We start from the raw sequence: 13,214 nt of genomic DNA on the forward strand, positions 1-13,214 counted from the left end.
AATATTGCATAAATTTGTACGATGAGCGCACGGCATTATTTACCATGCAATGAATATGAAGGTGTGTGAGGATAATCATATGAAGCGCTGAACAATATATTGCATGAAAATTTATAGAGATCAGTGAGGATACGCTTCACAATTAAAGCAATTGAATTTGTTGCTAGTAGCGACCACCATGCTGGTGGATGTAGTTGCTCATTTCTACAGATTGCATATTCATACGTCTCACAATACCGTGCACATGACGCACAACACCGCGCATTACGTAGTACACAATGGCGGGATTTGTGCTGAGAAAAGACTCTAGACGAGAGCGTTCTAGCAATAGCATTTTGCTGTTTGTCTTGGCCACTACAGTTGCACTGATCTGCGCGGCACTCCCACCAACAAACGTGATGATGCCAGCCAAATCACCGGGCTGTAACAGATGCAAGGTTGCTTTCTCTCCGTCCAGAGTGGCATTTGCCTCAACCTCGCCTGTAGCAAGGATCATAAGTGTATTCCTGAGCGAACTATTACCAGGTTGGAGAAGATGTTCTCCCGCTTTGTATTCATGCACCGTAATGACGCTTGCCAACGCTTCAATTTCGGCATCTCGCAACTCTTCACTCAACGTGGAGTTGCGCAGGGTCTGTAAAATCAAGTCATCCATTGTCATTGTGATCTCCCACCAAGAGTAACTACATCAAGTTAATTTGCCATGGCATTGCTTGTATTTTTTACCAGATCCACAGGGACATGGATCATTGCGCCCAGCTTTTTTGTCAGCGCGTACAAATGGTTTTTGCTCTGCATTATCATCTTCCGTAGCCAATGCCTCATCGTAATCAGCATGATGATACTGCACATTTTCCGGAGCGTGGGGTGCTTCTACCGCTTCTATATCTTCTTCGCTGCGGATGTGCACGTTCATCAGTATCCGCGTGACATCTCGCTTGATCGATTCAAGCATATTGGAAAATAACTCAAATGCTTCACGCTTATATTCTTGCTTGGGATTCTTCTGCGCATAACCACGCAGATGGATGCCCTGACGCAGGTGGTCAAGTGCTGCCAAGTGTTCACGCCAGTGAGTATCCACGCTTTGCAGCATAATAAGGCGCTCATATCCGCGCATCATCTCGGTCTCAACTTGTTCCACCTTGGCCTGATACTGTTCCTGTGCAGCCTGTACTACACTGTCATGTAAACCAGTTTCATCAAGTTGCTTATTTTGTTCTAGCCACTGCGAAAGCGGTAGTTCCAACCGAAATTCGGTAGCTAATTCCTTCTCCAGGCTCGGAACATCCCACTGCTCTTCCATGCTTTGCGGCACGATGTGTTCGCTAATAATGTTATGCATTACCCCTTCGCGCATTGCATTAATGGTTTCGGAAATGTCCACGCTCTCCAATAACTCGTTGCGCTGTTGATAGATTACCTTGCGTTGCTCATTAGCTACATCATCGTATTCAAGAATCTGCTTGCGCATGTCAAAGTTTCTAGCTTCGACTTTGCGTTGTGCGTTTTCAATGGCGCGGGTGACCCAAGAATGCTCAATCGCTTCACCTTCAGGCAGCTTGAAACGGTTCATAATGGCTGCCACACGGTCGGAGGCAAAAATTCGCAATAACGGGTCTTCCAGCGACAAATAAAAACGGCTGGAGCCGGGGTCGCCCTGACGCCCTGCACGACCACGCAATTGGTTATCAACGCGACGCGATTCGTGGCGCTCGGTGCCGATGATATGTAAACCACCGCTCTTCACAACCTGATCATGTATTGGCTGCCATTCAGCCCGCAATTTGGCTATTCGCTGATCACGCGTGACGTTGTCCAATGTCTCGTCCATGCGTAACAGTTCGATTGGCTTTTCCACATTACCACCCAACACAATGTCAGTGCCACGCCCAGCCATGTTAGTGGCAATCGTAATCATTTTTGGGCTTCCCGCTTGCGCGATGATCTCAGCTTCGCGCTCGTGCTGTTTGGCGTTTAAAACTTGGTGCGGCAACTTTGCTTGATCTAGTAATTGTGACAATAATTCAGATGTTTCAATTGAGGTGGTACCAACCAGCACCGGCTGACTACGCTGGTAGCAATCCTGAATATCCAAAATCGCTGCTTTATATTTTTCATCTGTCGTAAGATAAACCTTGTCCATCATATCCTTGCGAATAGTGGGCAGGTGCGGCGGAATAATAACGGTTTCAAGGCTGTAAATCTGTTGAAACTCGAAGGCTTCGGTATCTGCCGTACCGGTCATGCCGGCCAATTTTCCATATAGACGGAAATAATTCTGGAAGGTAATGGAGGCTAACGTTTGATTCTCCTTCTGGATAGCCACACCTTCCTTGGCCTCTACCGCTTGGTGCAGCCCATCGGACCAACGCCTTCCCGCCATCATGCGACCAGAGAATTCATCTACGATAATCACTTCGCCGTTCTGTACTACATAATTTTGATCGCGAAGATATAGCGCATGTGCGCGCAACGCAGCATACAGATGATGAATCAGCATGATGTTGGAGGGGTCATACAAGCTTCCCCCAACAGGCAGTAGACCTGCTTCACTAAGCAGTTCCTCAGCATGTTCATGCCCGTTTTCCGTCAATAAAATCTGACGGTTTTTTTCATCAACACTATAATCGCCGGGGCCACCTTCTTCTTGCTGACGCACAAGCTGCGGCGCCAGTTTGTCCATACGGACATAGACGTCAATATTGTCTTCAGACTGGCCAGAAATGATCAGCGGGGTACGCGCCTCATCAATCAGGATGGAATCCACTTCATCCACGATGGCATAATTAAGTTTGCGCTGGAAGCGCTCACCAGCATGGGTGGCCATATTGTCACGCAGGTAATCGAAGCCAAATTCGTTGTTGGTGCCGTAGGTGATATCTGCATTGTAAGCAGCAAGTTTGTCGGCATGGTCCATATGCGACAGAATTACCCCAACCGACAATCCAAGGAAGCGGTACAGCCGACCCATCCATTCAGCGTCACGTGCCGCCAGATAATCATTAACTGTCACCACATGTACGCCGTTACCTGACAGCGCATTGAGATATGCGGGCAGAGTCGCCATTAAAGTTTTGCCCTCGCCAGTGCGCATTTCCGCAATCTTGCCATGGTGCAGTGTCATGCCGCCAATCAGCTGCTCGTCGAAATGGCGCATTTGCAGCACGCGTTGCCCAGCTTCTCGCACCACGGCGAATGCCTCTGGTAACAATGCATTCAGCGCTTCGCCTTTGGCGATGCGCTGTTTGAAGGATTCAGTTTTAAGGCACAAGGCTTCGTCCGAAAGTTTTCCTATCTCGGCTTCGAGAGCGTTAATTACCTTCACTGACTGGCGATATTGCTTGAGTAGACGATCGTTACGACTGCCAAAAACACTTTTCAATAAATTAGAAATCATTATTTAGTTTTTTTAGGTTTCAATTTGGAGATTTTAATTCTGGAGTTTTAATGCTGGATTTAAATTCCGAAGTTTTAATTAATTTTCTACTACACCAACCAAAAAAGGGTGAAGTGCCGCACCTCACCCTAAGTACAAAAATCAATGCTTATCAATTCGCGTCGTTTCAAATAAACGCTTGTGACTATGTGCGACATTTTTGGTATTGTATTTTCAACGTCACGTGTAAGACTGCAAAGCAGCTTATGTCTGTTAGCCTTGGCAATCTACAGTCCGCACTTTTGTCAAAATTTGTGACAACAGACTAAAAATGTACGCATCTGATAAAAAAAACATTATTGTTGTAATCAGTTTTTAGTATATTATCATATTGCTCTCGTTAATCCGAATGCACTCCTAATAACAAACGAGCTATACCACGTGTCCTTATTTAAAGGCAGCACCGGAGCTCGGCTTATGTATTGTTACCGAGTAATTCGACGAGTGCGTTAAAAAACAACAAACAATGGAAACTAAATTATTATTCACGTTTCCATTTCTGAATTAACCTGATGTTGTGTCAAATCGATTAAATTCATATTTCAATGCCAGCGAAGAGTTACGTCAACTATCGCTCAAGGTAGACCAACTTCTCGTATTACAGCGGCACTATGAACAAATTGCGCCACCCTCCTTGGTACGCGCTAGCCATGTGATACAAATTGATCAGCAAACTCTCCTTGTAGCCGCAGATAACGGCTCGGTGGCGGCCAAATTGCGCCAACTCGTCCCAGAATTTACCAAAATATTACAAAGTAGGGGATATGAGATTACTGGAATTCAGATTAGGGTGCAAGTTGCCGTGCCAATCGCTCAACCACCCTCTCGCACTATCTCGCTCAGCGCCATAGGACGGCAACAGCTGGTTGACTTCACGGTAAAATTGCAAGATTCACCTCTGAAAACTGCGTTGCAACGCTTGGCAAGAATCGAAGACTAATGTCAGCTTAGCTAAGCTAAGGGCACCTCTAAAATCCAGTTTTGCGAGCAGCCGCTTCGTAGCTTGCCTGCTTACTCCGTTAAGTCACAATACTGCATTACTCGAAAAAAATCGCTTACACATACAAATAGTATGGCGTGCAAGAATATTTACTCTGGTCTTGTCACGGTTAGAAATTTAAATTTTTAGAGACGCTCTTAACTTAACTGGGATGGTGATTAATTTTTGTGATTTATATTGTTACTCAGCTGCCCTATCCAGACTCAAATAGAAAAGCTATGGCACAATACGACAATGGGAAGGGATTGATTTCAGGAACCAACGATGTCGAAGGCAATTCGGAATTGACGTTGCCTGAACTCTTACTTTCGCCGAGCGAAATCTTATAAATAGACAGTTATTATATTATCGAATATCGAGCTTACCAAATGAGCACGTGTAATATATCAACCTTGCTAATTTTGAAAAATTTAGCCCCCAATTTTCTTGCAGGTTTTATTCTTTTAAAAATGATCACGCCTCTATATAACTGCCTGTCGGGTTCATCCTTATTGTTTCTGATCAGGCGTTAATTCTCCAGTTTATAGAGGCGCTGATTGCATGACGGTTGCTCCCCAACGGGGGGCGGTTTACCTTTTAATTGCTGCTTATGAGCGGTATCTGTGGAGTATGCTGGGATGAGTCGCTTATTGCTCGTAGTTGTTATCTTCATAGCCATCTACTTGTTACTGAAGTACTACCGCAAGCAGGTGTCAAAAAAAGATGTACTTGGCGAAAATACGTCCAAGTACAGTGAAAACATGGTGCGCTGCGCGCACTGTGGTGTGCATTTGCCCAAAGGCGAGAGCCTTATGCTTAATTACAAGCATTATTGTAGTGAGGCGCATCGCAGTGCACATAAAGATGAACCTGAATAACCTCTGATTGTTAGATGAGTTTTGATGTGGGATAACCTACCCCTCACCACGTGGCATTTATTGCGCACGGGATCTGATTCTGCGCCAGCACCGGAAGCCATGTGGCGCTCAATTTACTTCTTTAACTTATATCGACTAGCCCTGGGTGGGCTATTTGTGTTTTTGGTGAGCACATTTGGTGAAGCTCTGTCGTTGGGTTCACGCGACCCGTCATTATTTTTGTACACCAGTCTTATATACATTGCGCTGACCCTGGTTTCGTTTCTAACTATCAAGTTATGCCGGCCACGATTCAACATGCAATTGGCATTTCTGGTAGGAACCGATATTGTATTTATAACCGTTTTGTCATATGCCAGTGGAGGCATTCAAAGCGGCTTAGGAGTGTTGTTACTCGTATCTCTGACCGCTACAGGATTGATTGGTCGCGGCAAAATTTCCCTGTTCTTTGCGGCACTTGCCAGTATTGCAGTGTTGCTGCAGCATTCCTACGCAGTACTTACCCAAAATGCGACGGAAGCCCGTTATGTACAGGCCGGGTTGTTGAGCACCGTCTATTTTGCCGTTGCTTGGTTGGCACATATCAGAGCCAGATATGCTATTGCCAGTGAAAATTTAGCGGCTTTGCGTGGTACAGATTTAGCCAACATGGCGGAAGCTAACAGACTGGTGATTCAGGACATGCCAGACGGTGTGCTGGTAGTGAATGAAAACGGAATGGTCAGGCAATACAACCCTAGTGTTGAGCGTTTGCTTGGAGTTGAGTTTTTAAATACTGGCAACACCACGCTTGCCAATTGTGTGCCCGTGCTGGCGGATCGGTTCGCCGTTTGGCGGCAGCACCAGAGACGTGGGCATGAAGTATTGCGTTTGCCTATCACCAATCATCAGGTGCGTGTGCGATTCCTGCCTGTACATCGCGAAGGATTCAGGGGCGCGATAATTTTTCTTGAGGATATGCAACGAGTTCAGGCGCAAGCTCAGCAGATCAAGCTTGTCGCATTGGGTCGATTGACCGCTAACATTGCGCATGAAGTGCGCAACCCATTGTCGTCTATCAGTTACGCAACTGAATTGCTGCAAGAAGAAAAGCACGATCCGGCGCAGACTCGGTTATTTCAGATCATTATGGATAATGCCGCAAGGTTGAATCACATCGTGGAAGATGTATTGCAATTGAACCAGCGCGACAGAGTACAAAGCGAAGATTATAATTTATCCGAAAAATTACCTCTCTATATTGAGGAGCTTTGTCATACTCAAGGCGCGTCGCAGGAGATATTTGTAATTGAGGTTGCATCTCCCTGCGTAATCAGCTTCGATCGTGGCCATTTAGATCAAGTATTGTGGAATTTATGTCGCAATTCTCTGCGTTATTGCAGCAAACAGGCAGGCAGTGTGCAGCTATCTGCATGGCGATCCAACGAGGGTAGGGCGATACTGGAGATTTTTAACGATGGGCCTCCAGTTGCCCCTGAGGCCGTTCATCAATTGTTCGAGCCTTTCTTTACCCTGTCGGCGGGCGGCATGGGTTTAGGTTTGTATCTCGCACGCGAACTGTGCGAGGCTAACGGGGCAACGCTTGAATATAGGCAGCCAGCAAAGGACGGCGCATGTTTCCGCATTGTATTTGGAGAGCAAGATGAACGTTGATATGCCGACTAACACTGCGCGCGTCTTGGTGGTGGATGATGAGCCGGATATCTTGGAGCTGATTGAGTTGGCGCTGTTACGCATGGGATTGCAAGTCGATCGCGCTAGCAATGTGCACGAAGCATTGCAACAGCTGACTAATAAAACATATCAACTGTGTCTGACAGATATGCGCCTGCCGGATGGAGACGGGTTGGAGGTAGTGCAATATATTACTGCTCGTAACATTCATGTACCTGTTGCAGTGATTACCGCGCATGGCAACATGGAAAATGCGATTTTTGCACTTAAGGCGGGTGCTTTCGACTACTTGGCCAAGCCAGTTGCATTGACCCAGTTGCGCGCTTTGGTTAATGCCGTGTTACAGCTGCCACCACCATCCACTTCCGTACGGAAAGGCGTACGAATATTGCTGGGGCGTTCCCAGGCTATGGAGAAAGTGCGCGATCTGATCGACCGCGTGGCGCGTAGCCAGGCACCGGTGCATATCAGTGGGGAATCAGGTAGCGGCAAAGAATTGGCTGCGCGGCTGATCGTTGAAAAAAGCGCTCGGCGCGACCAACCTTTCATCTCGGTAAACTGTGGTGCAATCCCGGAAACACTCATGGAAAGCGAGTTTTTTGGTTACCGCAAGGGCGCGTTCACCGGTGCGGAAAAGGATCGCGACGGTTTATTTCAAGCTGCCAATGGCGGCACTTTATTCCTTGATGAGGTGGCCGATCTGCCTCTCTCCATGCAGGTAAAGTTACTGCGAGTAATCCAGGAAAAAAAAGTGCGTAAGCTGGGTGCTACACAGGAAGAGCCGGTAGATGTACGTATTATCAGTGCCACCCATAGCGCGTTGGCGGAGCAAGTTCAGCAGGGAAAATTCCGTCAGGACCTGTATTATCGCCTGAATGTGATTACCTTGCTTATGCCGCCGTTGCGCGCAATGCGCGATGACATCGCCGAGGTCGCCAGCCAGTTTTTAACTCGCTTGTGTGGTGATATGAAGGTTGAATTTGCATCGACGGCTTTAAAGGCGCTTCAACAATACGATTTTCCGGGGAATGTCCGCGAGCTGGAAAACATAATTGAGCGGGCACTTGCATTGTGTTCGGACGGCATTATCATGCCAGCCGATTTGCAATTAACGCCCATTGATATTAATGAAACCGTTGTCAAATCAAATATAGCTGGCAAATATCCGCTTACCGATTATCTGGATGGCGTCGAGCGCGCTGCTATTCTGGAGGCATTGCAGCAAACAAATTTCAACCGCACAGCTGCAGCCAAGATGCTGGGAGTGACTTTTCGCGCCTTGCGCTATCGCATGGATCGGTTGGACATCACTGACAAGGATGATAAACATTGAAAGTTGGCACAAATGGATGGCTCAGTGGTATGCGCCGTCTAGTTTCGTCAAACTGTGATTCCCGCCCATCTGGTACCAGAATAAACTTATTGGTGGTTCACAATATCAGCCTGCCACCGGGTGAATTTGGTGGTCAAGCGGTTGCTCAGCTATTTACCAACACGCTTGATACGGATACTCACCCATACTATGCTCAACTCAAAGGGGTAAGAGTTTCTGCCCATTTTTTAATACAACGTACGGGAGAGATTGTCCAATTCGTGTCTTGTAATAAACGCGCTTGGCATGCGGGTGCATCGGAGTGGCAAGGTCGTGCGGCCTGCAATAATTTTTCCATGGGCGTAGAGTTAGAAGGCACAGACTTTCTGCCATTTAGTGATCAGCAGTATGCTGCACTAACACGGCTGACACGAGTGCTCAAACGTGCCTATCCAATTCGCGATATTGTAGGGCATTCGGACATCGCGCCGGGACGCAAGTCAGATCCCGGGCCGAAATTTGACTGGCCGCGCTATCTTGCAAAAGATTGCTTGAAAGCGAGCAGAAAATTGGACATGTAAGTCTATTTGCGCCGATAGAAAACACCTTGTGTTGTGTTTGATTTTTGTAATTTTTCGTTGTGCTAAATAGATTGATTTATCAGAAAAAAACTTGCATTATTTTGTTGGCGCACTAAATTTTTTATTACTATAAATACTTCAATATGTAATACCGAACTACTACATATAGTGGTTTTTGTATGTCGACCTGATTTAATATAAAGAAACAATTGTTGTAGTTCGAGCAACAATTATTGTGGTACGATAAACAAAATTTATTCATAATTTAAGACTCAATTCTAAGATCGGCATGACATGACATGACCTCCTCTCCAGCCTCAGTACACCTTGTTTCCGTCGAAGGCACGCCTTCTTCCAGCCCCCCCTTTAACCAACACAAGGTTATTCGCCGCAATGGTTCAGTAGTTGCGTTTGAAGCAACCAAGATTGCCGTCGCCTTGACTAAAGCGTTTATCGCCGTAAACGGCGAGGCGTCTGCGCGCGTGCGCGAATTGGTTAACCAATTGACCGATACTGTGGTTAATGCGTTGCTGCGCCGCCATCCGCACGGTGGGACGCTGCATATTGAAGATATTCAGGATCAAGTCGAATTGGCTTTGATGCGCTCTGGTGAGCATGATGTGGCCCGTGCCTACGTGCTTTACCGCGAGGAGCGCACGCGTGAGCGAGCCAAGGAAAAGATCGCGCCTGCACATGTTCTTCAAGTTAACGACAAGGGTGTGCTTCGCCCACTGGATGAGGCGGTGCTTGCGGCACGCATCACGGCAGCTTGTGAAGGGCTCGGCAACGCGGTAAGTGCTGCCCCAATTCTAAAGCTGACACTACGTGATCTTTATGATGGTGTACCGGTTGAAGAGGTGCGCAAGAGCGCCATCATGGCCGCTCGCGCGATGATCGAACATGATCCAGCCTATAGCTTCGTTACCGCCCGTCTGTTGTTGAACGACATCTGCTGTGAAGTTGTCGGTGAAGACGCCAACATGGCAACACGTTATGCCGAATATTTCCCTTCATTTATCAAGCGTGGCATTGAGGCAGAGCTACTTGACCGTGACATGGCGAACTTTGATCTGCCGCGATTGGCTAATGAGCTAACGGCAAGCCGTGACTTGCAATTCAGTTATCTTGGCTTGCAAACCCTGTATGACCGTTACTTCCTGCACATAAACGAAAACCGCATCGAGCTACCACAGGCATTTTTCATGCGCGTGGCTATGGGGCTGGCGCTCAGGGAGAGTGACCGCGATGCACGTGCTATCGAGTTTTATCATTTGCTATCCAGCTTCGATTTTATGAGTTCGACACCGACTCTGTTCAACTCTGGGGCGATCCGCTCGCAACTTTCTTCCTGCTACCTCACTACCGTACCGGATGACCTGTCTGGTATTTTTGAAGCGGTAAAGGAAAACGCCCTTCTGGCCAAATACTCTGGCGGTCTTGGCAACGACTGGACCCCCGTGCGCTCCATGGGTGCTCACATCAAAGGCACCAACGGCAAATCGCAAGGCGTGGTGCCGTTTTTGAAAGTCGCCAATGATACTGCTGTGGCAGTCAATCAAGGAGGTAAAAGAAAGGGCGCGGTATGCGCGTATCTGGAAACATGGCATCTGGACATTGAGGAATTTCTTGAGCTGCGCAAGAATACTGGCGACGATCGCCGCCGTACGCATGATATGAACACAGCCAACTGGATACCTGATCTGTTCATGAAGCGCGTTATGGAAGACGGGGAATGGACGCTGTTTTCGCCGTCAATCTGCCCTGATTTGCACGACAAATTCGGCGCAGAATTCGAACGTGACTACATTGCTTATGAAGCCAAGGCAGCGAATGGCGAGATCACCCTGTTCAAGAAAGTTCCGGCAGCCAACCTGTGGCGCAAGATGCTTACCATGTTGTTCGAGACTGGCCACCCATGGATTACCTTCAAAGACCCATGCAACATACGTTCGCCACAACAACACGTCGGCACAGTGCATAGTTCAAATTTATGCACCGAAATCACGCTAAACACCTCTGAGTCCGAAATTGCGGTATGTAATCTTGGTTCAGTCAACCTCAAGGCGCATCTGAACACATCCGGTCAGCTTGATCACGAAAAGCTTAAGTGCACTATTACCACCGCCATGCGTATGCTGGACAACGTAATCGACATCAACTACTACGCTGTTGAAAAGGCGCGCAACTCCAACCTTAAGCACCGTCCTGTTGGGCTGGGTATCATGGGGTTTCAGGACTGCCTGCATGAAATGCGGATTCCCTATGCCTCGAAAAAGGCAGTTGAATTTGCCGACAGCTCCATGGAGGCAGTGTGCTATTACGCTTATTTTGCATCCACAGAACTGGCCGAAGAAAGAGGCAGCTACGACAGCTATAATGGCAGCCTGTGGGATCAGGGCATATTGCCGCAGGATACACTGGAGCTTCTGCGCCAGTCACGTGGAGGGCATGTAGAGGTAGATATGTCCACCAGCATGGACTGGGACAAGCTGCGTGCGCGCATCAAACAGTACGGCATGCGTAATTCAAACTGCGTGGCCATAGCGCCCACTGCGACTATATCGAACATCATCGGCGTATCAGCCTGCATTGAACCTACGTACCAGAACTTGTTTGTAAAATCAAATCTGTCTGGTGAATTCACTGTCATCAACGAATATCTGGTGAAGGATCTCAAACGGCTTGGACTGTGGGATGAGGTGATGATAGCCGACCTGAAATATTTCGATGGAAGCCTTTCCAAAATTGATCGCATTCCGGCCGAATTGCGTAGTCTGTATGCGACCGCATTCGAAGTTGAACCCCAATGGGTAATAGAAGCGGCGGCACGGCGTCAGAAATGGATTGACCAGTCACAATCACTCAACATCTACATGGCTGGCGTATCGGGGCGCAAGCTCGACGAAACCTACAAGCTGGCATGGCTGCGCGGCCTGAAGACTACTTATTATTTACGTACCATGGGTGCGACTTCGACGGAAAAATCTACCTCGCGCGCTGGTGAACTGAATGCGGTGCAGATGTGCACAATTGACAACCCGGAATGTGAGTCATGCCAATGAATAACTATACTATTGCATCAAGCTCGGCTGGACGGATACGCGTGGAAGATAAGCGCATCATCAACTGCAATGCAGATGTTAATCAGCTAGTGCCATTCAAGTACAAGTGGGCTTGGGAGAAGTACATCTCCGCCTGTGCAAATCACTGGATGCCGCAAGAGGTCAACATGTCTGCCGACATTGCGTTATGGAAGAATCCCAATGGCCTGACCGATGATGAACGTCTTATGGTCAAGCGCAATCTTGGGTTTTTCACCACAGCGGATAGTCTCGCGGCTAACAATATCGTGCTTGGCACCTACCGTCACATCACCAACCCGGAGTGCCGTCAGTACCTGCTGCGTCAGGCATTCGAGGAGGCGATCCACACGCATGCCTACCAATACATCGTTGAAAGCCTGGGGCTGGATGAAGGCGAAATTTTTAACATGTATCATGAGGTTTCCAGCATACGTGAAAAAGATGAATTTTTGCTACCCTTTATCGACACCCTGACTAATCCGGATTTCAAGACAGGCACACCGGAAACGGATCAACAATTATTACGCAGTCTAATTGTGTTCGCCTGCATCATGGAAGGACTGTTCTTCTATGTCGGTTTCGTGCAAATTTTAGCTCTTGGGCGTCAAAATAAAATGACCGGTGCCGCCGAGCAGTACCAGTACATCATGCGTGACGAATCTATGCATCTCAATTTTGGTGTGGACGTAATCAATCAGATCAAGCTGGAAAATCCTCACCTTTGGACACCCGAATTTCGCGAGGAAATTCGTGGCCTTATGCAGAAAGGCGTGGAACTGGAATATCGTTATGCTGAGGACACTATGCCTCGTGGTGTGCTTGGAATGAACTCATCAATGTTCAAAGAATATCTGCGCTTTATCGCCAATCGACGTTGTCAGCAAATTGGGCTGGACATGCTATACACAGGAGCTAGTAATCCGTTCCCGTGGATGGCGGAAATAATTGATCTTAAGAAAGAGAAAAACTTTTTCGAAACGCGCGTTACCGAATATCAAACAGGGGGCGCGCTATCTTGGGATTAACAGGCTTCGGTCATTATGTATTCGATATGTACTGGGGAAGGTGATAGTTGTTAATGTTGAATTTCTTTGAACTTTGATTACCAAAGGAGGTTGAAATGGCAGCAGCACAGAAAGCTAAACCCGCAGCTAAAACGACAGGTGCTACTAAGAAACCCGCAGCTAAAACAGCAGTAGCTGCCAAGAAACCCGCAGCTAAAACAGCAGTAGCTGCCAAGAAACCCGCAGCTAAAACAGCAGTAGCTG

At 47.5% G+C, this 13,214-nt stretch carries 9 protein-coding genes; 7 read left to right on the forward strand and 2 right to left on the reverse strand.

The genetic code is table 11. The features are described 5' to 3' along the window. Positions 1 to 163 precede the first annotated feature (163 nt). Positions 164 to 661, reverse strand: a complete 498-nt coding sequence (locus tag MJ770_RS11130; protein ID WP_239254166.1) for a Crp/Fnr family transcriptional regulator — start codon at positions 659 to 661, stop codon at positions 164 to 166. A gap of 27 nt (positions 662 to 688) precedes the next feature. Beyond that, positions 689 to 3,400, reverse strand: a complete 2,712-nt coding sequence (gene secA, locus MJ770_RS11135) for a preprotein translocase subunit SecA (RefSeq protein WP_239254178.1) — start codon at positions 3,398 to 3,400, stop codon at positions 689 to 691. 556 nt (positions 3,401 to 3,956) lie between these two features. Here secA and MJ770_RS11140 point away from each other — a divergent pair. From MJ770_RS11140 to MJ770_RS11170, 7 genes are all read left to right on the forward strand, one after another. Further along, entirely contained in the window at positions 3,957 to 4,379 is a 423-nt protein-coding gene (locus MJ770_RS11140; RefSeq protein ID WP_239254180.1) for a DciA family protein, read from the forward strand. Positions 4,380 to 5,056: 677 nt separating this feature from the next. Next, positions 5,057 to 5,296: a PP0621 family protein gene (locus MJ770_RS11145; RefSeq protein ID WP_239254182.1), complete on the forward strand. Its 240-nt coding sequence runs from the start codon at positions 5,057 to 5,059 to the stop codon at positions 5,294 to 5,296. A 24-nt stretch (positions 5,297 to 5,320) separates the two neighbouring features. Then, the gene (locus tag MJ770_RS11150; protein WP_239254184.1) at positions 5,321 to 6,949 is read left to right on the forward strand and encodes a two-component system sensor histidine kinase NtrB; all 1,629 of its coding nucleotides are present in this window, start codon (positions 5,321 to 5,323) and stop codon (positions 6,947 to 6,949) included. Then, positions 6,939 to 8,303, forward strand: coding sequence for a sigma-54-dependent transcriptional regulator (locus MJ770_RS11155; protein WP_239254186.1), 1,365 nt, complete (start codon positions 6,939 to 6,941; stop codon positions 8,301 to 8,303). The genes MJ770_RS11150 and MJ770_RS11155 overlap by 11 nt, the downstream gene beginning before the upstream one ends. Continuing rightward, entirely contained in the window at positions 8,300 to 8,863 is a 564-nt protein-coding gene (ampD, locus tag MJ770_RS11160) for a 1,6-anhydro-N-acetylmuramyl-L-alanine amidase AmpD (protein WP_239254188.1), read from the forward strand. The genes MJ770_RS11155 and ampD overlap by 4 nt, the downstream gene beginning before the upstream one ends. A 299-nt stretch (positions 8,864 to 9,162) precedes the next feature. Beyond that, complete coding sequence (locus tag MJ770_RS11165; protein ID WP_239254190.1) at positions 9,163 to 11,925, forward strand: ribonucleoside-diphosphate reductase subunit alpha; 2,763 nt, start codon at positions 9,163 to 9,165, stop codon at positions 11,923 to 11,925. After that, a complete protein-coding gene (locus tag MJ770_RS11170; protein WP_239254192.1) occupies positions 11,922 to 12,971 on the forward strand; it encodes a ribonucleotide-diphosphate reductase subunit beta in 1,050 nt (349 codons plus the stop codon). Before MJ770_RS11165 ends, MJ770_RS11170 begins: the two co-directional genes overlap by 4 nt. Positions 12,972 to 13,214 lie beyond the last annotated feature (243 nt).

This window comes from Candidatus Nitrotoga sp. M5 (genome assembly GCF_927904885.1).
GTDB lineage: Bacteria > Pseudomonadota > Gammaproteobacteria > Burkholderiales > Gallionellaceae > Nitrotoga.

What these genes read in the sequence shown, in the direction of transcription:
- MJ770_RS11130 (WP_239254166.1), bottom strand. Translation starts at nt 661, where the DNA reads ATGACAATGGATGACTTGATTTTACAGACCCTGCGCAACTCCACGTTG.
- secA (WP_239254178.1), bottom strand. Translation starts at nt 3,400, where the DNA reads ATGATTTCTAATTTATTGAAAAGTGTTTTTGGCAGTCGTAACGATCGT.
- MJ770_RS11145 (WP_239254182.1), top strand. Translation starts at nt 5,057, where the DNA reads ATGAGTCGCTTATTGCTCGTAGTTGTTATCTTCATAGCCATCTACTTG.
- MJ770_RS11165 (WP_239254190.1), top strand. Translation starts at nt 9,163, where the DNA reads ATGACCTCCTCTCCAGCCTCAGTACACCTTGTTTCCGTCGAAGGCACG.
- MJ770_RS11150 (WP_239254184.1), top strand. Translation starts at nt 5,321, where the DNA reads ATGTGGGATAACCTACCCCTCACCACGTGGCATTTATTGCGCACGGGA.
- MJ770_RS11155 (WP_239254186.1), top strand. Translation starts at nt 6,939, where the DNA reads ATGAACGTTGATATGCCGACTAACACTGCGCGCGTCTTGGTGGTGGAT.
- MJ770_RS11170 (WP_239254192.1), top strand. Translation starts at nt 11,922, where the DNA reads ATGAATAACTATACTATTGCATCAAGCTCGGCTGGACGGATACGCGTG.